The sequence below is a fragment of the Paraburkholderia sp. GAS333 genome (assembly GCF_050435665.1).
Lineage (GTDB): Bacteria > Pseudomonadota > Gammaproteobacteria > Burkholderiales > Burkholderiaceae > Paraburkholderia > Paraburkholderia fungorum_A.
The window spans coordinates 774,203-800,163 of the sequence record NZ_JBNDKS010000001.1 but is presented as its reverse complement, the minus strand read 5'-3'; the positions used below and the strand labels follow the sequence as shown (position 1 = coordinate 800,163).

The following is a 25,961-nucleotide window of genomic DNA, read 5'->3' as shown; positions in this document are numbered from 1 at the left end:
ACGCTCTAACGTGCAAAGCGACTACTGGATTGCCCGCATGGGCTTGTCAGACGTCGCGAGAGTGAAGTCCCATGACACTGACCAGAACGGCGACGACATCCCGACACGCTTGCCTGCTTCCGGGTCGTCAATCTTGTGGAAATCGGCGATTAGTTCTCGCTTGACCCCGAAGACTGCATCTTCGGGCAGATAGGGGCAGTCAGGCGTGAAGATGTGAGTGATGACCGCTTCGTATCCGGGTGCTGTCACGATGAAGTGCAGGTGCGCAGCCCGGTTCGGATGGCGGCCCATTGCGCCAAGGAGCTTTCCAACAGGGCCATCCGAAGGAATCGGATAGTGACGAGGTTTGACGGACTTGAACCAGTACCGGCCTTCGGCGTCTGAAGTGAATACGCCGCGTAGATTCGACTCAGGTTGGACGCCCTTTTGCTGAACGTCGTAGAACCCGTCGTCGTTCGTCTGCCAAACCTCGAGCTTTGCGTTGGGTATCGGCTTCCCGTTGATGTCCGTTACTCGACCTTCAACGACCATGGGCTCACCTTTTCCATCAAGGCAAATGTTCTCGCCATTAGCATATTCGGGCGCGTTGGCTACGTAGAACGGTCCTAGAATCGTGTTGGGCGTTGCGCCGCTCGGACGACGATGATTGATGGCATCGACCAGCATGGACACACCAAGAATGTCCGAAAGCAGGATGTACTCCTGGCGCCAGTCGGTACACATCTGACCTGTCTCAGTGAGGAAGCGGATAGCGGTGAACCACTCTTCATGCGTTGGCTCAATTTCCTTTACCGCAGCATGCAGGTGTTTGACCAGAACGGACATCACTTGGCGCAAGCGAGCATCAGCACTTTCGCTCATTCGCGCATTGACAACCTCCGCCGAACGGGCTTCCTCAAAATAGGGTGACGTGGACTGAACTGTAGAGGGTGCGCTTTGCATTGAATGTCTCCATCAATCTTTTCTGCAGCTTTGAAACGAGTCTATATTCTCCGTGGCTGGCAAAACAGAGCTAGAAAGGGAAAGTCTTTCGCGCTGAGTGGGAAGAAGCCGCAAGTCCCACCAGGAAAGCATTTACGCTGTCCAATGCCGTTCGTATTCGGCCTGCTGGAAGCGCTCGACAAGCGCGTCAATAAACAGTCGCACCTTCACGGGCAGATGCGAGCGGGTTTGGAACGCGATGTTCATCGTCAAGCGAGGAAGGTCCCAATCGTCAAGCACCGGGACGAGGCGACCAGCTTTGAGGTCGTCGTAGATGATGTATTTAGGTTGAACCAGAATTCCCATGTTATCCAGCGCGGCGATACGCAGTATCTGGCCATCGTTCGACTCCACGAGTGGCTTGACTTTGACGCAAACCGACTCGCCATCTCGTGTGAACGACAGCTCCCGCGGATTGTCCGCAAGCTGATAGTTGAGTAGGCGGTGCTTGGCGAGCTCAGCAGGAAAGCGGGGGCACCCGTTCGCCGCAATGTAGCCAGGTGAGGCAGCCAATATTCGTCGCGTCGAGGCTAGCCTTCGAACCGTTATGCTGCTGTCTGGTTCGAGAACCTTTGTTCGAACTGCGACATCAATTCCATTCTCGATGATGTCGTAGTAGCGGTTGTGCGCGAGAACGTCCACCGTAATGTCGGGGTATCGAGCCGTGAAATCAGGAAGCATTGGCGCGATATGAAGCATGCAAAACGATAGGGAAGCTGTAACTCGAAGGATGCCGCTCGGACGTACCACCGCCTCTTTGATGACGGCTTCAGCTTCACCTAGGTCCGAGAGGATGGACTTGCAGCGCCTATGGAATTCGGCTCCGGCCTCGGTTAGATAGAGGTTGCGCGTCGTTCGTCGCACCAACTGGACCCCGAGCCTCGCCTCCAGCGAAATCAGATACCGGCTTGCTGCTGAGATTGAAAGCTCAACGGCTTCCGCAGCCCGGCTGATACTGCCTGTCTCGGCCACTTCGACGAATAGTTGTAGTTCTTTGAACTGGTCCATGCCATTGCACCATTACGCTTTGTCTCCACCCGCATCCGTGCGGATGCGGCAGCATGTGCGAATCTGGCTGAACCACCTGAGGTCGCACAAGCATCATAATAGTGCTTCAAATCTATCTTTGATTGACAAAAATCCATCAATAATCTATCAAATCTGCGTGTCGTCCGGCGCACGCCGCCATGCCTGAGCAAGCAACGCCTGAGCGAACGCTGGTGGCTCCCAATCTTCCTTTAGAGCTCGGAGCATCAGTTGGTTCTGACTCTCAGGCGCAAGGCCACCCGCCGGCGGGTCCCTATCGAGGTTGGTCGGGAATGAATATCCTTCAGCGCATGAATTGATGACCGACATTACTTCCATTTCGGTCATGTTGCCGGCCTTCAGCTCAGCTCGGAGCACCGGATATAAAACCTCGGACATGCGAGACCGATTGACTACCTCCATTGCTCTTCCATATGCCGACGAGATTTGTAGAAGGTTTGCCATTCTCTGGATGCCGCTCGTCCGGTTTGAACCCGCAGCGTGGAACACGGCTGGATTGAAGAAAATGGCATCACCTTTCGCCAAGGGCATCTGGACATAGTTACTTTCGAAATACTCCCGGAAGTCGGCTCTGCGCCAAGCCACATAGCCTTGAGCATATCGCTGTGAGTACGGCAGCACCTTGGTTGGTCCGCTTTCTACCGGCATATCGCTATGGGCGACAGCCCCCTGCAAAGTCAGGAAGGCCGACATTTCGTGCACATGCGGGGGAAAGGACGCAGCCACTTCAGATGTCTGGAAACCCAGGTGGTAATCGCGATGCGCCTGCTGCGCTTGCCCGCCGGGCCTCACGACATTCACCTGCGACGTAACTTGGTAGAGCGGGCCCAGCCACGCTTCAGCGGCGGCCGACAACCAAGGATTTGAAAAGTAGCGGGCAAAGACGTCAGGCGCAGTCAGACAAAGCTTTTCCTGCGCGTTCCAGATGCGGTCATTTGCACCAGCTTTCGCGAAGTGGTCGGCCTTCCGTCCCGAATTTCGCTCCCGTTCAATGACTGATTCGAAGACCGCCGTGGCGTCATCAATGCACCTGGTGTCAGCAAACGCTCGCTTGAGCACAAAAATACCCGCCCCATCCCGCAACACGGCCGCCCACTCAGCCAGCAGAGCAAGCTTTGCGGTGTGGTTCGAGACCACCTCCGCCAAATCGCCGCATTCGTACAGAGGAATTTCTTCCGTCGACTTCGACGCGTAGCGCAACGCTGGCCCGGTGTGCGCTCGAAGCGCGGCAACAAAGTCGCCCAGAACGCACTCATTTTCATGGTACCAGGCAGGTTGCTCAGCGCGGTAATTTTGAAGTCGGTAGCTCATCCGTGCCTCCTATTTTCGATGTAGGATAGCTTGCAAAGCACCAATGGGAATCTCATAAAAACATCAATAATCTATCAGCGAAGGAGAGTCAGATTGGCTCACCGCTTTTTGATTAAGGAAATCGCCCTACAGGCAGGGCTTGGCGTAGCCACTGTAGACAGAGTTCTGAACGGTCGGGCAAATGTTCGGGAACACACGCGCAACCGCGTTGAGCAGGCGATAAAAGAACTTGAGACACAAGAGCGGAACCTGGCTAATACAGGTCGGAAGCTCATGATTGACGTGGTGGTTGAGGCACCAGAACGATTCAGTGACGAAATTAAGAGCGCGCTCGAAGCGGAGTTGGCGCTCATGCATCCGGTGGTCGTCCGCCCGCGCTTTCAGTTTCGGGAAACGATGACGACGGCCGAGGTCGTAGACACCCTGCGCTCTATTGCTCGAAGAGGCAGTCATGGCGTTTTTCTGAAAGCCCGCGATGTCCCCGAGATTTCGGAGGAAGTTGGTGAACTGCAGCGCCTCGGCATTCCCGTCGTTACAGTATTTACCGATATCCCGCTGTCAGGTCGCATCGCTTACGCCGGACTCGACAATCGCGTTGCGGGAGCGACGGCTGCATATCTCCTCGGTCTGTTGCTCGGCCCACAGCCAGCCAACGTGCTAATAACGATGAGCGACGAGCATTTCCGCGGTGAGGAAGAACGCGAGATTAGTTTTCGGCGAGCGTTGCGCAAGCACCATCCCCGTCTGAAACTGATTGATGCTAGCGGCGGCCATGGTCTCGATTCTCCGACCGAAGAGCGAGTCCGAAGCGTCCTCAATGATGGCGCTGACATCGCCGCCGTCTACTCCATGGGCGGAGGTAACGTTGCAATTCTTCGCGCATTGGAGGCACAGCAGGAAGCTCCGGTGTGTTTCATTGGCCATGACCTGGACAGGGATAACGTACGGCTTCTAACGACTGGAAAAATCCAGGCAATCCTGTATCACGACCTGCGACAGGACATGCGGTCTGCGTGCCATCATGTCATGCATTATCACAAGCTCCTGCCAGCATCATCCGTTGCGTCGTCGTCTTCGGTCGTGGTTGTCACACCGGAGAATATTCCTGACTACATCGCGAGTCGCTTCCGCGAGTGATTCGCGAGCCAAAACCGCGCCATGGCCAGTTCTTTCCTACGTGGCACATGGCTGGTCGGGTGTCTTGAATGTGCAAATCCGAACGGGTGCAACGCTGGGAAGGTCCGGGGGAAGTCTTTACCCGGACCCACCTGAGATATCAAAACTGCGTGGCCACCCCCGCAATCACGCCGAACTGGCTTTTCCCGAAGTTGGGGTTTGTGCTCGAACTGTTGCCGTTGACGGGGTCATCATTGACATTCGCGCCGTACAATCCGCTGTCGAGACCGATGTTCGACGACGAACTGTTCCGGACGTACGCCAGCTCCGTGTACAGGAGGGTCCGCTTGGACAGCGAATAGTTCGCGCCGAGTGTGAAGAGGGTGGCGTTACCGTTGCCTTTGTTTGCATTGGCGTGATAGACGGCACCGGTGATAGCCAAAGCCGGCGTCGTCAACCAGGTTGCCCCAATCCACTCATGATTGACGGTTGTCGGAAGCCCGGCGCCAGCCGGCAACGCGGACGGAGTTGCCGTCCCGAAGTAGCCTGCGTTCGACGCGTCGGGTGCGCTAAGGTGCTGGTAGCCGACGTAAGCAGTTACAGGGCCGAACCCGTATGTAAGGCCGGTGAGAATTGAGCGTGACGTCAGGTACACGTTACTGAACTGGCCGTTCTCGTCACGAACTTCGTCATAGGTGGCTTGCCAGAAGAGCCCCTTGTTGGCGTACGAAAGTTTGACACCGTCCGAGCGACCTTGGGCGCTTCCGAGTCCGCTGGACGTGCCAAGCTGGCCGGGCGCGCTCCCGGGGTTGCCGGCGTTCCACTTCGACGAATTCGTCAAGTCATACTGGCCTTGGAGGGTGAAGCCCGCGAGCGTCGGCGACAGGTACTCCACGCCATTCGCAGCCTGCGAGAAGATGCGACCGCGGACCAACGTGCCAATCGAATACCGCTTTGTTTGCTGAGGGTCAACGTCGCCTGAATACTGGCTGATTTCGGCCGAGCCCATGTTTCCGAGCTTGACCTGCCCCCATGTGTCGTTGTGGAGGCCAACCGTAGCCTGCCCCTCAAAGAAGCTGCCGTTCGCAAAAGAGCCGTTCATCGTGTTAAGACGGGACTCAAGCTGGAAGATTGCGTGAGTACCGCCGCCGAGGTCTTCGGCGCCCTTGAGACCGAATCTTGACTGAGCCCAGCCCCCACTTTGCGCACCGAACACGTGCCCCTTCGGTTGGTTCGTCTCGTACACGATACCGTTGTCCACGATACCGTATAACGTGACGCTGCTTTGAGCCATGGCTGTTGCAGTCGCCGACAGCGCGAACAAGCCAAACATAAGATTCTTCATCAGCATCTCCTTTAATATAGTTGTACTACGCAATACATTTACCTCGAGCACTCTCAAGTTCTACGTTCGCTACGGATTTTTCTCTCTCCGGGGTTCCCGCTTACCGTTTATCAGACGCAACAATCTCAGCATTGGGCAGTCGCACAAGCGAATGGGCTGAAAAATCAGATGGGATTGCAAGCAGATATGCGAGGGCGCGCCCTACGGCGACGATTTTCGTGAAGCACGTCTCCTGCACTGCACTTATCTAATTTGGCCCGAGTCTATATTCCCTATCCGCTTGAACAAAGAGCGGAAGGGAGAAACTCTTTCGCGATACCAGGGAAAATGCACCTCAAAGCAAGCGTGCATCAGCGTTTTAGCCCTAAGCTGTATCGACTCCTCGCGGTTAACCCCTGTATCCCCGTCAGCATGTGTTCAATTACGGTTCAGGCGTTCCGACGCGAAGAAAAGCGTTCTGTGGAACCAATTCAAATCGTCCGTGAGCGAGCAAGCTCACGTCGTCTAACGCGACCGTACGGAGATACTTATGAAGTTCAAGCAACTGTCTCTTTTTGTCATCTCAGCAGGAATAGCTCTGAGCCTTACATCCTTTTCGATGTCTCAGGCAAGCGCAGCCACGAGCGATAGCGCGGCCTCGGACAGCACCATGTCGAAACAGGAGCTGAAGGCACAGAAGAAGGCCGACCGAAAGGCACGGCGCGCTACCAAGAATGCCGAACTAAATAAGCTTGAAAAGAATGGGTATAACCCTGCGGGAAATCAATCGAACTACCCGCAAAATCTGCAAAACGCGCAGCAGAAAGCTGCGGGCCAAAAACCTACCAATGCACCTGCTGTGGCACCCTGACGGTCTCTCGGGGACGGGCTTTTTTGTTCGGCCGAGCCGCTAGCGGCTCGAGCCGCACCAACGCTGTTGCGACAGCACGGTAAGGGAAGTTGAGCCCCGCCATTTCCTAAGCGAGGCCTTCAGACACGCTCCAAGCATCATAAGATGCCCCTCGAAGCCAGCGTCGCCGGTCAGCCGTTCGCCTCAGGGCGATAGTTTCGCCACCCTATCCGGTATCTCAAGGCTATCCCACAGCACCGGTTGTGCCGCAACCACTGCCGGTGATGTCCGACCGGTCGCGCGACCGCATCGAGGGACGGGCAGCAGTGCGTATACCGCCAGACTGGGGTGATGAGTTCGCGTCGGAAGGACGCGCGCGGAAATCTGGCCGTGGGCAAGGGAGATTTGCTCGAAAATAAGTTTCAGCAAACTGGAGCCAGCTATTGACGGCCGGTCGTAAACCCATTCTACTCGCGACGAGCGAGAAGCAACCAAGCCGCCCGTGAACGTGAGGTGCTTTTATTTCCGAAGCCCATGCGCTCTACAGTTAGCCTCGCGGGTCAGCCACGTCGCTGCATCTCAAGTCAGTTTGACGGTCACTCTTTCCATTCTTCCAGAATCTGTTGCGCAAGATAATCGCAAGGAGGCCGATTTGATTTGGCGCTTCGCGCGAGGACTACCTCGACATCATTCATCGCAGGTACGCCATCGCTCTCTGTGAGCTGAATGAAATTTGGCGGGATGCTGCATTTCGCGAGAGGCGCTATCGCGAGACCTGCCTGGACCATGGCGAGCAGACCGAGGAAGCTCGGGCTCTCATAGTTCATCCGGAACCTGATATTGTCCCGCCTCAGCGCTCGCACTGCATGGTCGCGCGCCGTGCTGCCGTCCGCGAATACTGCGATGGGTAAGGGACGCTCGAGCCAAATCTTTCGCTTCTCAGTGCCCGTCCATATGATTGGCTCGTGCCTGATGAATTCGCCGGCCAGTCCCTTTACCTTGGTCAGGCAGGCCAGGTCTATGCTGTTGTCCTTCAACATAGGCACAAGGGCGATGCTGGGTAATCCGATAACGCGAATGTCCACACGTGGATGCATGACCGCGAACCTGGCCAGCACCTGAGGCAACAAAGAAGACACATAGTCATCGGGGACGCCGATAGTGACTTGTCCTTCGACTTCGGGCCGAACGACCGAGGCCCACGCTTCATCGCGCATCTCCAGCATGCGACGTCCGTAGTCCGCCAGTCTCTTGCCTTCCGCAGTGGCCGCCACGTTGCGAGTGTCGCGCACGAAAAGCTGCTTCCCGAGCGATTCCTCGATTGTGCGGATTTGCATGCTGACGGCCGACGGCGAGCGAAACACTGTCTGCGCCGCCTTGGCAAACGAACCCGAGTCCGCCACTGCTACGACCATCTCGAGCACGTCCAAATCGAGCTTTTTCATATTATTCAGAAAATCTGAGGAGTTGACGCAGTTTAATTCGTTTCTCTTCAGATGCGTGTAGTCGGAAAATAGAGTTCTCAAGCTTCTCGAGGTGACTGCAATGCACGGTTCAGCGTCGATGTACCAATTTCTGGCGGTGGGCGGGATGCTCGCGATTACGCCCGGCCCGAATATGGTCTACGTGATGTCACGCTCGATTGCGCAGGGTCGCGGCGCTGGCCTTATCTCGTTAGCCGTTGTAATGCTCGGATACCTCTTCTACATGTTCAGCGCGGCGTTTGGAATCACAGCACTCGTACTTAAAGTGCCGGGTGCGAGCGCGATTCTTGGTGCGGCCGGCGCCGCTTACCTTCTTTATCTTGCATGGCAAGCTGTGAGGCCCGGAGGACGCTCCCCATTCGAAGTGCGTCAGTTGCCGCAGGAGGCACCGCTTCGGCTGCTTGCTAAGGGTGCGACAACCAGCCTGCTGAATCCCAAGTTGGCGATGCTCTTCATTTCGCTGCTGCCGCAGTTCATTGACCACGGACGAAGCGATGTGTTTGGTCAGTCCCTCACGCTCGGCTCGTTGTTGATTGCGGCGTTCGCTCTGGCGAACGGCTCCGTCGCCATTGCGTCCAGCGGGATGGCCAGATTTCTCAAGGGCAGGCCTGGTCTGATGCTCGTTCAGAGATGGGTGATGGGAGTCATGCTGTGCGGGCTTGGAATAAGCCTGGCGATGGACGCTGTGAAGTATCTTGTCACGGTCTGACCGCGGCGCGGCGCCACGACGCTAAGGAGGGTCGTCGTGGTCACCGGTCCGCACTCTGGCGATACGCCTTTCCATTTAGACCATCAATATCGCTGGGATGGCTGCTGACTCGGCAAACAACGTGTCATCGGCTTCCTCGAGGTGTCGCGTTGCCGCGCCCACCACCGGACGGGTTTCCAGTTGTGCTCGGCCAGTTGCCACCGGAAGAGCCCCCGCCCGACCGGCCGCCGCTCCCGGTCGATTTGGCCCCGCTGGACGAGCCCTTCGACGCACCGCCCGAATTGCCGCGCGCGCCACTTTGGCTGCCGCCTGTCCCTTTGCTCATCGCCGCCTCCATTGAACATGTAGGATGCTACTAGCCGCTTCCGATGGGCCGGATTGCACATCGGAATTGCGACCATCACACCAAGATACTCTCAGGGTGCCACTTCCGCGAGTCGCTGGATAATTTAGTCGGAAAATATGTGGTTCACCCGGTACATAATTTCTTCTGCAATGTCTGTTGGAAAGAGCGCGGGGTCATCGGTAACTATTCGAAGCCTTCTATACTTCAGCCTTTTGCCAAGCCGTTATGACCGTTCATGGGAAAAATAAAAATGATAGCCAATGATTTGAAGACCGTTATAAATGATTCGTGGAATACCGCAAAGCTTGAGGGTAAAACTAAAGAGCCGGAGCTTGCAGCTGCCTTCATGAAGGCGTTGCTGTCTCAGCATACGGTAAGCGAAATAGCGCGGTCACTATCGAGCCAGCTACCTAAAGATAGCTCTTTGGTTGTAAGAGGCATCTTTGCTCATCAGAATCCGTATGCGAATTTCAAGAATTCGAAGAATGAGGAAGGCAAATCTGAACTTGCCGACCTCGTTCTGCTGCGTGAACACGTCGCCGATGGAGGGAACGTTCAGAAGCGGGGATTTCTAATCCAGGCAAAATCAAAAGAGCAACCCAATACGGGAGCGATTACCGACTCCAGAGAAATAAGGCAGTTTGAGCTTTATGCATCCTGGCCAAAATTTAAGCTAACAAAAAGCTTTTTAGCAAACTACAAAGCCTTTTCTCCACCGACGGGAGACATTAATTTCGCTACCGGGTATAACTCTCAACAATCCAGATACGGTATCGTTGCAAACAAAGAAGCCGTTCTTGCATCGGCCCCATGGGGCGAAGATTGTGCGTGGGTCATCTGCCAAGATACACTTGGTCCGCCATCCCACACGGCAACATCAGGAGCCGTTTTTGAGGCATCGATGGATGACGTCCTGCAACGCTTCTTTCACTTCGGGTGGGGGCGAGACTATGGCGCAGCGCAACCCGGGGACTGGACGCAATTCCTAGAGTTCTTGTCGAAACTCGTTAAGGCAGACAAATTTCAGCATAGCCTAGTCCAAAATCGAGCCCAAGAGTCTCGAGCAAGAGTTCAGGCGCGTTCTTGGCAAGACGGAAGGTCCTCGTTTATGACGAGGGACGTTGTACGCAGTCAACTTACTTATTTTCATACTTTGAACAGGTTGGGCTGGATACATTTTCCGCCTTCCTATTGGGTGCCATTTTTCTTGGGCAGATACCGTAAAGTGCCGGTCAGTATCCTTTATATCGGCACTACGTCTCCTCAGCCTTGGACTCATGACTAAGGGCGAATCTCTAGTGAAAAAGGGGTGTTCAAATCAGCGCCAATGTGCATGGAAGCGCTAATTGTGGTCGAGGAGTGATACCGACTACTTCCCTATTTGACTGATTAGGCACAGCGCTACCATTTTCAGCAGAAATTCCGACTGACAGCCGTGAGCCCGCCGAGAAGGTGGGACATGTCGACGAGCCGTTGAGCGACGAGGTGGCGGACCTCGCCTTCGCATTGCCACGTCCCATACACCGCGAGCAGTGACGCCCCGAGCGCTTCCAGGCGGAACTTCTCCTGCAGCGACGGCCAGATGATGACGTTCACGTTGCCGGTCTCGTCCTCGATGGTTACGAACATCACACCCTTTGCCGTTCCAGGACGCTGACGTACCGTGACCAAACCACAACCGCGCGCAAGCCGGCCGTCGCGGTAGGTCATGAGCGTTGCTGCCGGCACAAGACGTTGTTCGAGAAGCACCGGTCGCAGTAGCGAGAGCGGATGCCGACCGAGCGTGAGACTCATCGAGTTGTAGTCGGCGACGATGTCTTCGCCCTCCGACGGCGTGCCGAGCACCGGCGTCCCGTCATCCACGCCAGCATCGACAAGGATGTCGCGGTCTGGCACTGCGGCCACGGATGCCCAGAGTGCTTCACGCCGATTGCCAGCAAGCGATGACAGCGAGTTCGCTGCGGCCAAAACCTGAAGGTCTTTCCGGTCGAGCTGGGCGCGCCTGGCGAGGTCGCTGACCGTTGCGAACTGTCTCACGGCTCTCGCCGCTTCAATGCGCTCCGCGGCGCCGTCCTTCATGCCCTTCAGCAGTGACAAACCAAGGCGTACGGCCGGCCTCGACGCCGCGTGACGGTTTTCGAGAACCGAGTCCCAGTTGCTGACAGTTACGTCCGCAGGCAAGACCTTCACGCCGTGCCGCTGTGCGTCCTGAATCAGCTGCGATGCGGAATAGAAACCGAGCGGCATGCTGTTGAGCATCGCTGCAAGAAACGCTTCGGGCTCGTGGCATTTCAGCCAGCTGCTCGCGTACACGAGCAACGCAAAGCTCGCGGCATGACTCTCCGGAAAGCCATATTCGCCGAAGCCGTGAATCTGCTGGAAGATGGCTTCGGCGAACGCCTTCTCGTACCCACGCTCCATCATTCCGTTGACGATGCGGTCGTAGTATTTGTCGAGACCACCCTTGCGTTTCCAGGCTGCCATCGCACGACGCAGTTGGTCTGCTTCGCCGGGTGTAAAACCGGCAGCCAGGATGGCGACCTGCATAACCTGCTCCTGGAAGATGGGCACACCTAGCGTCCGCCCAAGCGCAACCTTTAGCGCTTCGCTGGGATAAGTCACGGGTTCCAGTCCTTGGCGACGGCGCAAATACGGATGCACGGCGCCACCCTGAATCGGACCAGGCCGCACGATGGCCACCTCAATGACGAGGTCGTAGAACTCGCGAGGCTTCATGCGTGGCAGCATGCTCATCTGGGCGCGCGACTCAATCTGAAACACGCCGACCGTGTCAGCCCGAGAAATCATGTCGTACGTCGCCGGGTCTTCGGCGGGTATGTCCTGCATCTCGAAGCGTTCCCCGCGCTGCTCAGACACGATGTCGAGCGTGCGCCGAATCGCCGACAACATGCCCAGCGCGAGAACATCTATCTTTAGCAGGCCCAGCGCTTCAAGGTCGTCCTTGTCCCACTGAATCGCGGACCGGTCCGCCATCGCGGCGTTCTCAACCGGGACGAGCCGCGTGAGCTTGCCGCGACTTATGACGAAGCCGCCCGAGTGCTGCGAAAGATGTCGAGGGAAGTTAAGTAGCTGCGCGGCCAGCTTCGCCCAGAGACCAATGAGCGGATTCTCCGGGTCGAGGCCGGATTCCGCGAAGCGTTGGAGCAGGTCCGCAGAGTGGTCGAACCACTGATGCGACTTCGCGACCTTGTCCACAATCTGCGGGTCAACACCGAGAGCCTTGCCGCTTTCGCGCAACGCGCCGCGCGGCCGGTAGGTCGATACTGCCGCTGCGATGGCTGCACGGTCTCGCCCGTACTTCCGGTAGATGTACTGGATGACCTCTTCGCGTCGCTGGTGCTCGAAGTCGACGTCGATGTCGGGCGGTTCACCACGTTCCTTGCTTATGAAGCGCTCGAATAGCATGTTGCCGCGAGCAGGGTCGACCTCCGTCACGCCGAGGCAGTAACAGACCGCGCTGTTTGCAGCGGACCCGCGCCCCTGACACAGGATGTGCTGGCTGCGCGCGAAGCGCACGATGTCATAGACCGTGAGGAAATATGCCTCGTATTCCAGTTCACGGATGAGCTGCAGCTCATGCTCTATTTGCTCCTGCACGTGGTGTGGAATGCCACTTGGATAGCGCCGGTGTGCACCGATGTATGTCTCCTGCCGCAGATACGCTTCGTGCGTGAATCCATCTGGTACAAGCTCGTCTGGATATTCGTAACGAAGTTCGTCGAGCGAGAAGTTGCACCGCTCGATAATGTTGAGTGTCTCGTACAGCGCGTGCGTCGGATAAAGGTTGCCCAGTCGGAAGCGTGAGCGCAGATGACCTTCTGCATTGGGGGCGAGGTCGTATCCGCATTCGGCGACGGTCTTCCGAAGCCGGATTGCCGTCATCGTGTCCTGCAAGGGCTTACGCGAACGGACGTGCATGACGACATTACCTGTCGCCACAACCGGCACACGATACTGGTCAGCCACATGTTCGACGATGCCGCGGTGGATGTCATCCATCGCGCGCTGGTGCATGGTGAGCCCTACCCATGCACGGTCCGCAAACACATTGTTCATCCACTCGAGTTGAGCCGCTAGCGTATCTTCTTTCGCCGGGAAGTCCGGCACCAGAATGGCGAGGCAATTCTGCATGCCCCTCAGATGCACGTAGCCTTTCTCAGGCTTCGAGATGTCGTGCGGTGTGAGCAGGTATTCACCCTTCGCCGCGCGCATGCGCCCCAACGTGATGAGCTCCGAAAGGTTGCCATAGCCCTCACGGTTCTGTGCCAGCAAGATGAGACCGAAGGCCGGCGTCCGGTCCGCATGCACAAGCTGAAAGTACGAACCGATGACAAGCGGCAGTTTTTCTTTTTTAGCCTCGACATGTGCGCGCACGACGCCGGCGAGTGAACACTCGTCGGTTATTGCGAGGCCCGAATAGCCAAGCTGTGCGGCGCGTTGCACCAGCTCTTCCCCGTGCGAGGCGCCACGGAGGAACGAGAAGTTGGTGAAGGCAAAAAGCTCCGCGTAGTCAGGAAGCGTTGAAGATGGAAGGTCCACGAGCGCACCGTCCTATCCAAATAGGCCGTGGAGAAACCAGCGCACTTCTTCCGTTTTGACGACGGGCCGTTCGCGAAAAATCCAGTAGCAGCTTTTGTCGGCCGCTTCCGCCACGTAGTAATCGCGCGTGACCGCTTCACTGTCGTGCCACCCAGCTTCGATGCGCTCGCCGGTCGAGACGAGCCTGAGGGGCGAGCCGTAGAACGGCCGATGGTTCTTCATCATGAGCTTGATGGGTTCTTCGAGCAGCCAGGTTGGACGTGGCAGCTCAGGGGGCGGGACCTGCGCCTTTGCGTCGTTCTGGATGGGCACCCACCGGTTTGCCATCTCCGGCCGATGGTCGGACGTCGGCGCCGCGCGCTCCACGTTCTCCGCGCCGAGTCGCGCGACCAGCAACTCAATGAGGCGGTTGTGGTCTTCTGCCGAACCGCCCGGCTCGGGAAAGAGCGAATCACTCGGAGGTTCGGCGGGCTGCGTGCTGGTTGCGGTCAGGCGAACCGCGAGGACAGCAGCGGGCAGTTCGGTGCGCCCCAAACGCTCCTTCAGAAGACGGACGAGGTGCTCCTCGTGCCAGGTCGGTTCGGCAAGCGCGACTTCGAGAACAGTCGGCTCAACAGCTTCGCGGCCGCGCTCATGTTCGAGCGACACCGTGGCGTGGGTCAGCGCGAGTTGTTGGGCGCTCAACCATCCGCACATCTGGACGATGAGGCGCTTCGCCGAAAACAGGATGGCCTCGGCGTGTTCGACACGGTCAGGAAGCTCGGTGCGCGCGCTGAAAGTCGGCGGCAGCTCCAGCCATCGATACAGTTCGGGCGACAGTCCATAGGCCCGGTCAAGCGCATCCAGCAAATCCACGCCGCAACGTTTTTTCAGCCCCGCGCGCGGCAGGCGGCGGATGTCGCCCAGCACCCGGCAACCGAGACCTTGAAACCAGTCAGCAAACCCGCGCAGTTCCTGCACGACAGTGAACGGCAGCGCGTTGAGGTTTCGCTCGAGCGATGGCATCTTGAGCACGCGACAGTGGCCGCGCTTTGCGAGCAGGCAGGCGCCTTGTCCAGTGGGTGCGACGCTCATGCGAATTGTCACGCCGATTGACTTCACGACGTCGCGCATCAACGCGCAGACGCGTCGGATGCCGCCGAAAAGCCGCAAGCTGGCTGTCACGTCCATCACGATGGTTTCCTCATCGCAGACGGCGACCTGCGGCGAGAAGCGAAGCAGGCCGAACGCGACCTCGCGCTGCATGTCGCGCTCGCGCTCGACGCTCCGCTCGTACATCAGGGTGTCAGGTGACAGCGTCGTCACACCACCTCGTTTCATTCCCGGGAGCACACCCGCCTCCCGTGCTTTCGAATCCACCACCACAACCTTGTCGCGCTCCAGCACGACGCAGCCATGCTCAGTGCGAGGTGACCACCTCGGACGGAACACCTCCAGCGAAAGCCGGGGCAGGAAGATGGCGACGAACACGGCCATAGGGGCTGAGAAGAATCGGTGACGGTTGCAGGGTGATGGACAACATTTCGCTTTGTGTTGGGCCTCGTCGCTTGACCACATCGACGACGAGGCCACCGTCAGCCGGCCTGACTCCGAGCCGCAAGGTGGCGGGCGACGCGTCCTGTGCACTCGCCAGTGGCCGGATGAGCACAAGAAGCGTTTCTGACGCCTGCGCCGCCAGATGTAATCGCCGCAGCGCCTCAGTCCGGATGTGCTGCTGCCAAAGAATGAGCGCGCCGCAGCTTGCCGCCTGAAGTACGCGCTCCGCGCACCAGAGCGCGTCCGCCGTCTTCGGTGCCCGCAATCTCATGAGTCGCTCTACCGGCAACCCGAGATACGAGAACGCCAGCGAATTGGGTACATGCGGCGGCTGCAGCAGCGCAATCGGCCGCGTGCTCAATTCCGCAAGCGCGGGCTTCAGGAGCCGCATCTCCCCAATTCCTGGCTGCTGAACAAGCAACTCCACGAGTGCGCCCAACGGCCAGCCACCGCCAGGAAGCTCGGCAGACAGAGCCGCGTAGCCGGTATCGACCGTCCTGCCGTGTGCACGCGCGAGTTGCGCCCCGCGCCAGAGCGCTGGGTGAATCGACTCGACGTGTTGGGGCAAGGTGGTCATGTTGCAAAAATACTGTATGGATGTACAGTATCGTATATCAAAAACCCAGTTTGTGAAGTGCCCCTTTTTCGTCGCGACGGGAGACGCCAATGGACATGCCTGTGCGCAAGCACCCGATGCCGGAGATTGCAGCGTTCGTAGCCGAATTGCGTCACGCGTTCGGGGATGCGACCATTGACCAGGCGGTCGCGCGTGGAAAGGCAGGCGAACCGACATTCTTCGCGTGCGAGAACGGCCGGACGGTGGGCACGAAGGCAACAGACGCGGTGAACTGCTGGAGAGTCGACAATAGTGTGCGGGACCGGCACTTCTGCCGGGGATGTGACGGGTCATGCATCGGGACCGAAACACGGTGCAGTCAACGGAGATGACGCATGTGCTACTCGGCTCAAATCCTGGCGGACTACCGTCGCTATGTCCGGATGTTCGGCGCCCACATGGACATCGCCGAATTTGCGCGACTCTACTTCCTTCAGGCAGAAGGCAGTAGCGCGAAGACGCCCAAGGCGCTCGACGAAGCCTTCCGCGACCAGCAGAGCGATGGCGAGCGTGACATTTGGCAACTCATCGACAAAACGCGCGCCCAGCAGAAAACGAAGCTCGAGGAGGAACTCTTCAAGCAGCGAACGCGCCTAACTGACGCCGAGCGCAAGTTGCAATCGAAGGTGACGAAGGCAGCGACCGAGAGCCGACGAATCGCCAACGACAAAATCGAGGCTGCGCTACGCCGCATCGAGGACATCAACCGGACCGAATCGAAGCCTCGCGACTCGCGCATCTTCCCGGGGTGGTACGCACCCGTGCTCGTGATGGAGAACGGCGAGTATGTAGTCAAGCCGATGCGATACCAGTGCCGGGTTGCCGGCACACCGGCCAGTTTCGACGTGAAATATCCAGGCACGTATAACGCCCGAAAAAATTCATTGGAGGGCTTCTGGAAACCGTGCTTTGGTCACACGCATGGCGTGATGCTTGTCGAGGTGTTCTACGAGAACGTGAAGAAGGCGAAGATGGAAAGCACCTTGCTTGAGACGCACAACAAGGACGAGAGCGTCGTCCTCGAGTTTCGCCCGAGTAACCGGCAGTTGATGCACGTCGCCTGTCTGTGGTCGCGATGGACCAAGCCTGGCCAGCCGGACCTGCTCTCGTTCGCGGCCATCACGGATGAGCCACCGCCCGAAATTGAAGCAGCCGGCCACGACCGATGCATCATCCCCATCAAGCCGGAGAACATCGAAGCTTGGCTCAATCCCGAAGCATCAAGCTTGGAAGCGATGTACGCCATCCTCGATGATAAGGACCGGCCTTACTACGAGCATCGTTTAGCGGCTTGAGGTCGCGGCCTCTTTATCTTCTCCTTGGCCCTGTGGCGTCCACCCTCCAGAAAAATGCCGCAATGCGCCGCGAGCCACGTTCTCTCGTTAGCTTGATTCGAACGGTTCCGATGCGTTTTCGGCCCCTTGGACAGCAACACCAATCGCGATGAGAGCTCGCACGAATGAGTCCAACAATTGCCGCGATTGAAAAATATGTAAAGCATCGCGGTCAATGTGTGCACTCTCGTAAGCTCCCGTGAGGTCTTTGCCGCCGAGGTGTGCGTCCGCCAATCTCAAATCGTAGGTGCCAAAAAGTGGACCGACGATTTCGTGAGCTCGTGCTCCGGGAACGAAAGTAGCAAGCACCTTCTCGAGCGACTTCAGAGACCCCCATTTTTGTCCTTGGGGCGGAGCGACGATTTTTTGCAATGCCTGGGCATCGATACTGTCAGCAGTGAGCCGCGCGAGGTCCTTGGCAAGAGCCAACATTCCGTGCTGGTCAACGCCCCTGAACCGGTGGCAGCGGCCGACGATGTCCGAATACTCTTGATGCGGACGAAACAGCGCGGTTCCGTAGCGCTCTCTGAACGCGTTATCGATGAAGCTCAGAACTTCCGGCAGCGCATGTTCGGGGGCTTCAGTGTTCGCCGGAGAAGCGTCCATTTGTGATGCCCAAAGCTCGGCTGATACCTTGCCTTCGGGCGCCACAGAATGCGCCGCCCAGACCTGCTGTTGCCAGTCGTCTAGTTGGCCCATGTCTTTGGCGTAGATGTTAACCAAACCAATATCATTGATGCCGAAATGTACAGTGGAGTCCGAGTTCGCACCGACGGCACCTGTATCACACGTGTACCAATGAAGAGAGCTATCTCTGAAACGCAGGAGCGCATTGACAACGTCGGGTCTGAACCACAGCCATTTACCTTCCGCAGCCAACGTGTCACGGTTCTCACGTTTGCCTGACGCGTCGGTCAGAAAGTACACTGTCGCCGGTACAAGGTCCCGACGAACCCGGGGGCTTTTATCGGCGGGCTCAATCCATTCGCTCTTCCACAGCTTTCCCATCGCGCGAAAAAGCTTCTTACCTTCCGACTTGACGCGCCAGTTCTGGCTTTTCGCGTTCTCGCCACCAGGAACGGAGAATACTGGGACGTCGTCGTTCTTCGCTTCGCTGCTGTTCGCGATGTGAAAGACGGCCGTCTCCGTCCCATAACGGTGGCCGTTACCCTCGTGGATTGGCATGACAATGCCTTCCCACTCAATTCCATCTGACTTGACCGATGCCTTACCGTTTGGCCACGCGATATGTGAAGCATCAGAGAGGATTTCGTCGCGGTCGGTGTAGATGGACGTGAAGAGTCCCATCTTCCTTGCGGCAAGGTAATCCTTCAGATGCTCGGTGCGGATTTTCAGTTCGTTCGGCCGGCCGTCCTTCGAACGGGTCAATTTCGCGACTTCGACGTATCCTTCAGACGGGCGAACCCAAACGTCACCCTCGCGGTAGAGGTCAAGAGCAATGACCAAGTCTTGGCTCAGATGCCATTCTTTGCCTTTTGACCCGCAACCTGGTTGCTCCAGGACGAGGTTGATACCAACAAAGTCACTGCTCCGACGATACAGGTCAACTGGATAGTATTCGTCGTCGTTGATGCCCGGGCTATGTGAGTGACTAATGCCGGCGTCCATCCAGCCAAGCTTTTGCGCATGCTCCTTATCCTCTGCAGCGCAGGCGACCGAGCCGAGCCCGAAGAACGTTTGAATCCAGCCCGGGAATGCATACTTCCCCCGCTCATCTCTGATGCTCGCGCGCAATGGCACCCACGATGAGGTCGCCAGCGCACGACGCTGCGCTTCCCGCAATTCAAACCATTCCTGTTCCATTTGTGGTTATATCTCCCCGCATATTCTTAAGTGCTATGCCGGGCATTATGACCGACCAAGTAGCGCTCACGCTTGAAACCCAAAAATTTGTACGACTGTTTATCGCTTTTATTCAATTCGCATTATGGCCGTTTGAGCCAGCGCCGGAACTGCAGAGTGCAGCAAAAATTTCCGTCACATGCTGCGTATGCTTGGTAAGATTGCTTACGTCGGCGCACGCAGCGCGCATCTATGATTCGCTGCTCCGGCGGACACTTTCTCGAGAAAAGTCACGCTCAAAAAATGGCGGACCACGAATACTCTATTCTTGACCACGACCGGGGAAGAATCTTCCAGTACATTGGCACGGTTATCACCGCCGCGGCCGCGCTGTACACCTCTCATCTCGGTTTAATCACTGACCTAGTCAACCACTTCTATCCTTCGCTGGATAGCGGGATTCCAAAGACCTTGGACGCAGCCATAGCATTCGCCGTCCTGTACTGGATTTTTAATCATTGGTTTTGGCGAAACTGGCTGTGCAGAAAGCTATTCAAGTTCCACGACATCAGCGGTGACTGGAAGGTTGAAGCAACGACCCTAGGCCCGGCTGAAAATCTCGCTCCCGAGGGTAAGCCGCGTCCTTGGACGGCGAATATAAAAATCAATCAGCAATGGACGAAGATTGGTGTGCGGCTGCAGACCACCTCTTCGGAATCGTTCAGTAAGTCTGCGGCGCTACAGGACATTGATGGTCGAGCACTTCTGATGTACTCGTATGCGAATACGCCTTCGGTTCGAAGTAGAGCCACGGACGGGCTGGAGTCGCACTATGGCTACTGCGAGCTGAAGTTCAGTGATGATGGGAAGAGCGCGGAAGGGTTCTATTTCAACAATATGGGGCGCGTCACGCACGGAGAGATGCGGCTGACAAAAGTAGAGTGAGGCCAATGAGCACAAAATATTCGGATAAGCTCCAAAAACTACGGAATCGGCGCACACCAACGGTCAAAGGCATGACGTTTGACTCAGTGCCAAGGCCGGTAACGGAGTCGTTTGAGACGAAGGGCAAAGGGGACGCGACGCGATATGCGTTGGGCTGTATGGCACAGGTGCCGCCTGAATACACAAGGATTTCGCTGCGTGATGGCCAGCGTGTTGCTGACCAACTCACTTCTCAGAAGGTCTATGCAGTTGAAACCCGGCTGCAAGGCTCCGTGCCGCTGAATGTCCACATCTACTCGTCTTCTGACGTTGACTTACTCGTGCTGGCAACTTGGTACTGCCAGGTCGACCAGCCAACCATCCAGCCAAATAGCTACAACTTCGCGACAGGTCCGAAATCGATGCTCAAAGAGCTCATGGACTTGCGAACCTACTGTGAAACATATCTCGCGCAGAAATATCCAGCCGCTGACGTTGACACGAGTGGCGCGAAGGCCATTGCCGTCTCGGGAGGGTCCCTAGCACGCAAGGTCGATGTTGTCCCATCCCACTGGATTGATACGCTCGACTACCAACGTTTGCACCTGGAATACTTTCGAGACGTTGCCATTCTCGATAAACACGCCCACACGACGCTACGCAACAGCCCCTTTAAGCACATGATGCTTATCGATGCAAAAGACAAGGCGACGGACGAATCGGCAAAGAAAGCTATCAGATTATTAAAGTGTCTTTGCCGTGACGCAGATGCCGACATCGGGCTATCGAGCTATGAAATCGCAGGGCTTATCTATCACATGCAGGACGAGAAGCTCAAAGTTAATCCCTACCTTCCTTTGACGCTCCTAAGCCGTGTCGACGAACATCTGCACCAACTGGAGGACCACCCTTCGTACGCCAAGAGTTTGAGAGCGCCGGATGGGAGTCGCTTCATTCTCGATACGGCTCAGAAAGTGAATGCTGTAACGGCGCTACGGTCAGAGTTGAACGATACGATTAACAACGTTGCCGCTGAATATGATACGAGTCAGCAATTCTTATTCGACCGCTCGCTCGCGCTAGCACGTGCAAGGAGAACGCTCGACAGCACACTCATTTATTGACGAATTGTGCGCGGCGGCGAGAACCGTAGCAGACCAAAGGCGACGTCGCCCTGCATTTCGCGTTCGCACTCGATGCTCCAGTGGCGCCTCAAACCGTCAGGCGATAGCGTCGTCACGCCACGCATTCTGCGCAGCAGCCTTTCGAATATCTGCATGTCAAACATCGGGACTGCTCCGGCAGGTATTCGTTCCATTGTGACGCGTTGCAGAAGGTCATATTCGCTCCAGCCTTACCGGCGTTATAGCCAGTGGGCGCCCTTGCGGGATTGCGCGCCATAATGAGCAGGCAGAATAACCATGTACGGAATAAAATTGTCCACCGGTGGCCCACGCCAGAAGTAGGATGACGTCTCGTCGATGACTATCACCTGGTCCTTACTATCCACGGGACCCAGCGCGTGCAAAACGATTGCGATGACGGCCTTCATCGACTCCATGCGCTCGATGGATGAGATAACTTTTTCCATCCGCTTAGCCTCAACACCAGGGCCTTCCAACGTCTCAAATGCGACATGCAGGACTGCGAGTTGGTCGTCGGGAAGCTGGCGTACGGCGCGCGCTATTGTGGTCTTTACGTCTCGGGCTTTCCGCTCGATTGCGTCGTCTGCATTGCAGCTGAACGTCGCGCCGCTCGCCCAATCCACCGTGTCGAGAAACGTCGAAAAAAAGCCAGGAGTCGCGCTAGAGTCTTTTCTCTCGCCTTCCACCGACAGTGATGTAATCGCATTTTCTGGCACCCAGTCGCCGCCGAGTAAGTGACGCAACTTCGAGCCAGCCAACTTCAACGAGCTCCATTTAAGGTCAGATTCGAGTGCTTTACGGTCGATGAGTCGTACCCGAACAGTCGCATTCTCGTCGGACGAAGTTGCTTCACTCTCCTTGAGTGGCAGTAGCGCCGCAATCCGATTTGACAACCAATCGTTCGGCAAGGTCTCTAAGCTAACGTGCGCCACGACATCCAGCCAAACCGACTGACCCTGTCCGCGCAAGGACGGGACGGCTTCCTCCCAATGGCGTCTCCAAAGCGCCTCTTCTTCAATCGCGTACTGGGAGCGCGACGACATTCGCTTGCACTCGATGAGAAGTTTTTCCCCGAACCGTTCGACGCACATATCAGGCGTTGGGTCACTACCCTCAGGGAGGAACTCCACGGTCCATCCCAATTCGGCATACGAGAGCGCCACAATCACTTCGAATATGAATCCATCCGGCTCGCGCTTGCGGTCCGTCATCGTCTCTCGAAGCTTAGCATCCAGATTCTTAACGGACTTTGCATATTGCAGCTTGCGTCCAATGACCCCTATGAATGGAAGCGCTCGCGAGGAGTAGTAAGTCGGCATCTCGTATGGTCGAGCAATAGCCAATTCGCACAAGTAGAGATACCAAGCGATGGTGTCGTCGAATGCAAGCAAGGGCGCATCGACGTAGCCCATGAGCTCGGCAGATTTTCTCTGAAACTCTGCGGCGATGGCATCGCGTCGGATGAGCCAAGCGTCGACTCCAATTTGAACGATAAAAGCATCGAACGCACGGCGCAGTACGACAGGGTCCGGCTCCGAGACTTCGACGTCGGAGTCGTCGGCCGTCAGCGCCGACACCTTCGACCACGTCGCATGCGTACGCATGAGGCTTTCCAGCCGGCGCTCGTTGTCGCTCATTTCTGTATCTGGCTTGGTCACGGTAGCTTTTTTAATATATCGAGTCGAGTTCAGAAGTCTATTGCAGGGCGTCAGGCACGCGAGTCACATATCAGGGAAAGACTGCTGCTTCGCTGCCGGTAGCGCAGCGATGTTCCAAAGCTTCGTCGCAAGTGGATGACGGGCAAGATGGATGAGGCGATACAACGGCCCTTTATTCATGTTGACGAACAGCGGCTTGGATTGCGCTACCTGCATCTTGGTGAGGTCCGTAACGAGCGACTCCCAGTACTCCAGATACGCTCCGACCTGCTCGCGCTTGGGGACCTCTTTCAACCGCAGCTTGCTGCGCCAACCTGGCGCGGCGGCATCGAGCCTCGAACTGGACAGATTGAAGTCGCCGCCGATGTTTCGCTGGACATCCATCACACTGAAGTGAATCAGCAGGTCGATGTTCGGCCGCGCAGCAAGCTTGCGGATAATCTCGAAATCGAGGTGCTCGATATTGAATGGGTCCAGGAAGGCAAAATGCAGTCCATGCGGAAGCTTTCCGAGCACCAAATCGACGGTCGTGGACGCGCTGCCGACATATGCCTGCACCTTGGCGCCGGAGCTTCTGAGCCGCGCAGAACAAGCATCCACGCTTTCACCATCGGCATCCGCGATGAATATCTCGTTAAACGGTGCGCCACCGCGCTCCGACATGCGCCACGCGGAGAGCACGCCACCATCTGATATAACGCCCGATTCACGGTTCAGAACCCTCCCCGGTCCAGAGAAAAGGTCTATAAACGACGCATATGGCCACTTCGCACGAGCCTTCCGAGCCGCGTCGATATAACGAGACAGAGCAAGATGTTTGTCTTCCGACCAGGGACCAACCTTCATGACCGGAAGGCCGTCCGCCGGGTCGATGACAATCTCGTCGTTGTTTTTCATAGTGACGCATCTTCGTGTATTTTGAGCGCTCGGTGGGGAGCTCAAATAGTATGCCGTTATTTCGAAAAATTTACTAAAACCTGATAATCTTTTGCGAGACCAAAAGCCCCACAAAACCAAGAATGGCGAAGACAGAAGACAAGTATTTCTGGCAGGTTGGGCATCGCCCACCTATTCTCGACCAGCACAGTGCCGTCAAGCATTCGATTGTCGAACAGTACGTTCAACAGTACATCGAAACGCTGATGAGTATGCCCACCATGCCCAAACTAACATTAACGTTAGTGGACGGGTTCGCTGGTGGCGGGGAATACCTTAACAACAAAGCTGAGTCCGTCGACGGCACGCCATTACTTATGATGCGCGGCGCATATTTGGCACGTGCCAATCTGAACGTTGGGCGGCGTACACAGCGCGAGGTTGATGCCGAGTTTTTCTTCGTAGAGAAGAAACGAGAATCCGCGGAGTATCTCGTTGAACATCTGGAAAAGCGACGAGCTGAAGGCGGTGTCTCGCAACAGGATTTCGCGCAGTCCAAAGTCCTGAATGGCGGATTTCTCGACGAACTACCGGGTATCGTGAAGCGCATCAAAGAGCGCAAAGGCGGTAACCGGGCGATTTTTCTGCTCGACCAGTACAGCTACAACGCTGTTTCGATGGACAAGCTTCGGTGGCTGATGACGGAGTTGCCGAACGCCGAGGTCATCATGACCTTCAATGTTGACTCTCTCCTTACCTACATCAGTGACAGAGAGGCGAATCGCAAGGCTGTTCGCGGCATCGGAATCGAGCAGTACATCCCTTGGGCCCAGCTAGGCCGAATCAAGGCGGAGCATGGCCGGGCAGCGCTCCAGCGATACGTTGCCCACGGGATAAAGGCTGAAACGGGCGCGCCGTTCATGACGCTGTTCTTCGTCCGGCCAGACTCGGCGACCCCCTGGAGCTACTGGCTCGTGCACTTATCACGGCAGTACAAGGCCCACGACGTCATGAAGTCGCTGCACTGGGAGCATTCGAGCGAGTTCGGACACGAACTCGAGCCGGGGCTCTTCATGCTCGGCTATGACCCGAAACGGGATGAGCAACATACCGGTCAGTCCATCCTCTTCGATGCCGGCGGCGCCGAGCTTTGTATCGAGACGTTGAAGGACGACCTCGGCCGGGTATTGTCGGGCCGACCGGAACCGCTTACCGTGCGGCAATTGTTGACCGAACATATCTCAAACACCATCGCCGACGAAACGCGGCTACAAATGGTCATCCGGGGTCTGCACGCCGAGGGCAACATCGTGGTGTCGAACAAGGACGACAGAAAGCGGCGGCCGTCAAAGCATTACAACGCATCCGACATTATCGAATACTCGCCACAGCGGCGATTCTTCAGGTGAACAGTACGCGGTCGGGCATGTCGTCCCAAGTCCGACCATCAAGGAGTCGGCCATTCGCGCCCTTTGAGCGACGTACACCGTCGCGACCCCACGTACCCCACTGCTTGAAGAAGAACTTCACGCCTTGCTCCTCGCACTGAACCTTGACGTTGTGGACCCATTCCTCGCGCATTGGACGCGCTTTAGGCCCGGATTCTCCGCCGACGATAACCCAATCGATATTCTTAAGATTCAAGGTGCCAAGGTCCTCAAGCAGAGGCTCGACTGACAGGAAGCGCACACCGCCATCCACGTCGCGCAACTCGTCGATTCGAGGTACCCCATATCTGCGGTCCTCCACTGTCACGCCGAGCCAGGCATTCGCCGGAATGTCTCGGCGACCGCAATAGCTCGCCAGGCGCTCTGCACGTTTCGTAAGAATCTGGAAAGTGTGCTGCGGACATGCTCGAATAGAGTCGAACACCTGTGTGATGTACGCGTCGGGGACGGAGCGGTGAAACAGGTCCGACATCGAATTAACGAAGTACACCGTCGGACTCTTGCGCTTCAACGGCTCGTCGAGGCGACCAGGCAGAATATTCAGCTTAAACCCGTTCTCGTAGCCAGGCGTGCCCATGGCGTGCAGGCGCTTTGCCATACCTTCGGCATAACAGTTCTTGCAGCCCTTGGAGATTTTCGTGCAGCCCACCGTCGGGTTCCACGTGCGCTCGGTCCACTCAATCTTGCTTTGCCCACCGCTCATTATTCGACCTCTCAATTTGGTTGCGATTTTATCGGGCTTCCTGCGGCCGCTGCGAAATAGCCATGCTTCTGTCATGTGCTCGCGTGCTCGCGATGCTCGAAATCGACGACATACCGCCCTCCGCCGCAGTTCTGCCTTCGCAGTATAGAGTCGCCACTGTATATTCATACAGTAAGCTGGGAAAATGATT

21 protein-coding genes are annotated in these 25,961 nt (G+C 56.8%); 9 read left to right on the top strand and 12 right to left on the bottom strand.

Features of this window, described 5'->3' with window-relative positions; all coding sequences use genetic code 11:
- Window positions 1-21 precede the first annotated feature (21 nt).
- The 3 genes from ABH945_RS03650 to ABH945_RS03640 all read right to left on the bottom strand — a co-directional run bounded on the left by ABH945_RS03650 (window position 22) and on the right by ABH945_RS03640 (window position 3,339).
- Entirely contained in the window at window positions 22-942 is a 921-nt protein-coding gene (locus ABH945_RS03650; protein ID WP_429249743.1) for an intradiol ring-cleavage dioxygenase, read from the bottom strand.
- 132 nt (window positions 943-1,074) lie between these two features.
- A complete protein-coding gene (locus tag ABH945_RS03645) occupies window positions 1,075-1,989 on the bottom strand; it encodes a LysR family transcriptional regulator (protein WP_429249742.1) in 915 nt (304 codons plus the stop codon).
- A 147-nt stretch (window positions 1,990-2,136) separates the two neighbouring features.
- Entirely contained in the window at window positions 2,137-3,339 is a 1,203-nt protein-coding gene (locus ABH945_RS03640) for a phytanoyl-CoA dioxygenase family protein (protein ID WP_429249741.1), read from the bottom strand.
- Between the two features lie 93 nt (window positions 3,340-3,432).
- Between ABH945_RS03640 and ABH945_RS03635 the strand changes: the two genes are divergently transcribed.
- Complete coding sequence (locus ABH945_RS03635) at window positions 3,433-4,476, top strand: LacI family DNA-binding transcriptional regulator (protein WP_429249740.1); 1,044 nt, start codon at window positions 3,433-3,435, stop codon at window positions 4,474-4,476.
- A 139-nt stretch (window positions 4,477-4,615) separates the two neighbouring features.
- Here the strand turns inward: ABH945_RS03635 and ABH945_RS03630 are convergent, their stop codons facing one another.
- The gene (locus tag ABH945_RS03630; protein WP_429249739.1) at window positions 4,616-5,800 is read right to left on the bottom strand and encodes a porin; all 1,185 of its coding nucleotides are present in this window, start codon (window positions 5,798-5,800) and stop codon (window positions 4,616-4,618) included.
- Window positions 5,801-6,329: 529 nt separating this feature from the next.
- Here ABH945_RS03630 and ABH945_RS03625 point away from each other — a divergent pair.
- Complete coding sequence (locus tag ABH945_RS03625; RefSeq protein ID WP_429249738.1) at window positions 6,330-6,650, top strand: DUF4148 domain-containing protein; 321 nt, start codon at window positions 6,330-6,332, stop codon at window positions 6,648-6,650.
- Window positions 6,651-7,225: 575 nt separating this feature from the next.
- Here ABH945_RS03625 and ABH945_RS03620 read toward each other — a convergent pair.
- Window positions 7,226-8,074: a LysR substrate-binding domain-containing protein gene (locus ABH945_RS03620; RefSeq protein ID WP_429250361.1), complete on the bottom strand. Its 849-nt coding sequence runs from the start codon at window positions 8,072-8,074 to the stop codon at window positions 7,226-7,228.
- A 100-nt stretch (window positions 8,075-8,174) separates the two neighbouring features.
- Here ABH945_RS03620 and ABH945_RS03615 point away from each other — a divergent pair, with 100 nt between their 5' ends.
- Both ABH945_RS03615 and ABH945_RS03610 read left to right on the top strand, forming a co-directional pair.
- Window positions 8,175-8,822, top strand: coding sequence for a LysE family translocator (locus ABH945_RS03615; RefSeq protein WP_429249737.1), 648 nt, complete (start codon window positions 8,175-8,177; stop codon window positions 8,820-8,822).
- A 581-nt stretch (window positions 8,823-9,403) separates the two neighbouring features.
- On the top strand, window positions 9,404-10,453 hold the full coding sequence (locus ABH945_RS03610; RefSeq protein WP_429249736.1) for a hypothetical protein: 1,050 nt from the start codon (window positions 9,404-9,406) through the stop codon (window positions 10,451-10,453).
- Window positions 10,454-10,578: 125 nt separating this feature from the next.
- Here ABH945_RS03610 and ABH945_RS03605 read toward each other — a convergent pair whose 3' ends face one another.
- Genes ABH945_RS03605 through imuA form a run of 3 tightly spaced genes read right to left on the bottom strand, consistent with a single transcriptional unit; the run spans window position 10,579 to window position 15,841 of the window.
- Window positions 10,579-13,728: an error-prone DNA polymerase gene (locus tag ABH945_RS03605; RefSeq protein ID WP_429249735.1), complete on the bottom strand. Its 3,150-nt coding sequence runs from the start codon at window positions 13,726-13,728 to the stop codon at window positions 10,579-10,581.
- Between the two features lie 12 nt (window positions 13,729-13,740).
- Window positions 13,741-15,204: a Y-family DNA polymerase gene (locus tag ABH945_RS03600; RefSeq protein WP_429249734.1), complete on the bottom strand. Its 1,464-nt coding sequence runs from the start codon at window positions 15,202-15,204 to the stop codon at window positions 13,741-13,743.
- Window positions 15,128-15,841 carry a translesion DNA synthesis-associated protein ImuA gene (gene imuA / locus ABH945_RS03595; protein ID WP_429250360.1) on the bottom strand — a complete coding sequence of 238 codons (714 nt, stop codon included), beginning with the start codon at window positions 15,839-15,841 and terminating at the stop codon, window positions 15,128-15,130. Before imuA ends, ABH945_RS03600 begins: the two co-directional genes overlap by 77 nt.
- An 89-nt stretch (window positions 15,842-15,930) precedes the next feature.
- On the opposite strand from imuA, the gene ABH945_RS03590 reads away from it, so the two are divergent.
- Window positions 15,931-16,212 carry a hypothetical protein gene (locus tag ABH945_RS03590; protein WP_429249733.1) on the top strand — a complete coding sequence of 94 codons (282 nt, stop codon included), beginning with the start codon at window positions 15,931-15,933 and terminating at the stop codon, window positions 16,210-16,212.
- 3 nt (window positions 16,213-16,215) lie between these two features.
- Window positions 16,216-17,175, top strand: coding sequence for an SOS response-associated peptidase family protein (locus ABH945_RS03585; protein WP_429249732.1), 960 nt, complete (start codon window positions 16,216-16,218; stop codon window positions 17,173-17,175).
- A gap of 87 nt (window positions 17,176-17,262) precedes the next feature.
- Here ABH945_RS03585 and ABH945_RS03580 read toward each other — a convergent pair whose 3' ends face one another.
- The gene (locus tag ABH945_RS03580; RefSeq protein WP_429249731.1) at window positions 17,263-19,038 is read right to left on the bottom strand and encodes a hypothetical protein; all 1,776 of its coding nucleotides are present in this window, start codon (window positions 19,036-19,038) and stop codon (window positions 17,263-17,265) included.
- A 231-nt stretch (window positions 19,039-19,269) separates the two neighbouring features.
- Here ABH945_RS03580 and ABH945_RS03575 point away from each other — a divergent pair, with 231 nt between their 5' ends.
- Both ABH945_RS03575 and ABH945_RS03570 read left to right on the top strand, forming a co-directional pair.
- Entirely contained in the window at window positions 19,270-19,962 is a 693-nt protein-coding gene (locus tag ABH945_RS03575) for a hypothetical protein (RefSeq protein WP_429249730.1), read from the top strand.
- 5 nt (window positions 19,963-19,967) lie between these two features.
- The gene (locus ABH945_RS03570) at window positions 19,968-21,065 is read left to right on the top strand and encodes a hypothetical protein (RefSeq protein WP_429249729.1); all 1,098 of its coding nucleotides are present in this window, start codon (window positions 19,968-19,970) and stop codon (window positions 21,063-21,065) included.
- Window positions 21,066-21,304: 239 nt separating this feature from the next.
- Here ABH945_RS03570 and ABH945_RS03565 read toward each other — a convergent pair whose 3' ends face one another.
- Window positions 21,305-22,723: a hypothetical protein gene (locus tag ABH945_RS03565; protein WP_429249728.1), complete on the bottom strand. Its 1,419-nt coding sequence runs from the start codon at window positions 22,721-22,723 to the stop codon at window positions 21,305-21,307.
- Window positions 22,724-22,807: 84 nt separating this feature from the next.
- On the bottom strand, window positions 22,808-23,641 hold the full coding sequence (tcmP, locus tag ABH945_RS03560; protein ID WP_429249727.1) for a three-Cys-motif partner protein TcmP: 834 nt from the start codon (window positions 23,639-23,641) through the stop codon (window positions 22,808-22,810).
- Between the two features lie 122 nt (window positions 23,642-23,763).
- Between tcmP and ABH945_RS03555 the strand changes: the two genes are divergently transcribed.
- Complete coding sequence (locus tag ABH945_RS03555; protein ID WP_429249726.1) at window positions 23,764-25,029, top strand: three-Cys-motif partner protein TcmP; 1,266 nt, start codon at window positions 23,764-23,766, stop codon at window positions 25,027-25,029.
- On the opposite strand, the gene ABH945_RS03550 is transcribed toward ABH945_RS03555, so the two are convergent.
- A complete protein-coding gene (locus ABH945_RS03550; RefSeq protein ID WP_429249725.1) occupies window positions 25,022-25,846 on the bottom strand; it encodes a DUF5131 family protein in 825 nt (274 codons plus the stop codon). The genes ABH945_RS03555 and ABH945_RS03550 overlap by 8 nt on opposite strands.
- Window positions 25,847-25,961: the final 115 nt, after the last annotated feature.

What these genes read in the sequence shown, in the direction of transcription:
- ABH945_RS03575 (WP_429249730.1), top strand. Translation starts at nt 19,270, where the DNA reads ATGATTCGCTGCTCCGGCGGACACTTTCTCGAGAAAAGTCACGCTCAA.
- tcmP (WP_429249727.1), bottom strand. Translation starts at nt 23,641, where the DNA reads ATGAAAAACAACGACGAGATTGTCATCGACCCGGCGGACGGCCTTCCG.
- ABH945_RS03550 (WP_429249725.1), bottom strand. Translation starts at nt 25,846, where the DNA reads ATGACAGAAGCATGGCTATTTCGCAGCGGCCGCAGGAAGCCCGATAAA.
- ABH945_RS03650 (WP_429249743.1), bottom strand. Translation starts at nt 942, where the DNA reads ATGCAAAGCGCACCCTCTACAGTTCAGTCCACGTCACCCTATTTTGAG.
- ABH945_RS03585 (WP_429249732.1), top strand. Translation starts at nt 16,216, where the DNA reads ATGTGCTACTCGGCTCAAATCCTGGCGGACTACCGTCGCTATGTCCGG.
- ABH945_RS03600 (WP_429249734.1), bottom strand. Translation starts at nt 15,204, where the DNA reads ATGGCCGTGTTCGTCGCCATCTTCCTGCCCCGGCTTTCGCTGGAGGTG.
- ABH945_RS03610 (WP_429249736.1), top strand. Translation starts at nt 9,404, where the DNA reads ATGGGAAAAATAAAAATGATAGCCAATGATTTGAAGACCGTTATAAAT.
- ABH945_RS03645 (WP_429249742.1), bottom strand. Translation starts at nt 1,989, where the DNA reads ATGGACCAGTTCAAAGAACTACAACTATTCGTCGAAGTGGCCGAGACA.
- ABH945_RS03580 (WP_429249731.1), bottom strand. Translation starts at nt 19,038, where the DNA reads ATGGAACAGGAATGGTTTGAATTGCGGGAAGCGCAGCGTCGTGCGCTG.
- ABH945_RS03620 (WP_429250361.1), bottom strand. Translation starts at nt 8,074, where the DNA reads ATGAAAAAGCTCGATTTGGACGTGCTCGAGATGGTCGTAGCAGTGGCG.
- imuA (WP_429250360.1), bottom strand. Translation starts at nt 15,841, where the DNA reads ATGACCACCTTGCCCCAACACGTCGAGTCGATTCACCCAGCGCTCTGG.
- ABH945_RS03630 (WP_429249739.1), bottom strand. Translation starts at nt 5,800, where the DNA reads ATGAAGAATCTTATGTTTGGCTTGTTCGCGCTGTCGGCGACTGCAACA.
- ABH945_RS03570 (WP_429249729.1), top strand. Translation starts at nt 19,968, where the DNA reads ATGAGCACAAAATATTCGGATAAGCTCCAAAAACTACGGAATCGGCGC.
- ABH945_RS03590 (WP_429249733.1), top strand. Translation starts at nt 15,931, where the DNA reads ATGGACATGCCTGTGCGCAAGCACCCGATGCCGGAGATTGCAGCGTTC.
- ABH945_RS03555 (WP_429249726.1), top strand. Translation starts at nt 23,764, where the DNA reads ATGGCGAAGACAGAAGACAAGTATTTCTGGCAGGTTGGGCATCGCCCA.
- ABH945_RS03565 (WP_429249728.1), bottom strand. Translation starts at nt 22,723, where the DNA reads ATGAGCGACAACGAGCGCCGGCTGGAAAGCCTCATGCGTACGCATGCG.
- ABH945_RS03625 (WP_429249738.1), top strand. Translation starts at nt 6,330, where the DNA reads ATGAAGTTCAAGCAACTGTCTCTTTTTGTCATCTCAGCAGGAATAGCT.
- ABH945_RS03615 (WP_429249737.1), top strand. Translation starts at nt 8,175, where the DNA reads ATGCACGGTTCAGCGTCGATGTACCAATTTCTGGCGGTGGGCGGGATG.
- ABH945_RS03640 (WP_429249741.1), bottom strand. Translation starts at nt 3,339, where the DNA reads ATGAGCTACCGACTTCAAAATTACCGCGCTGAGCAACCTGCCTGGTAC.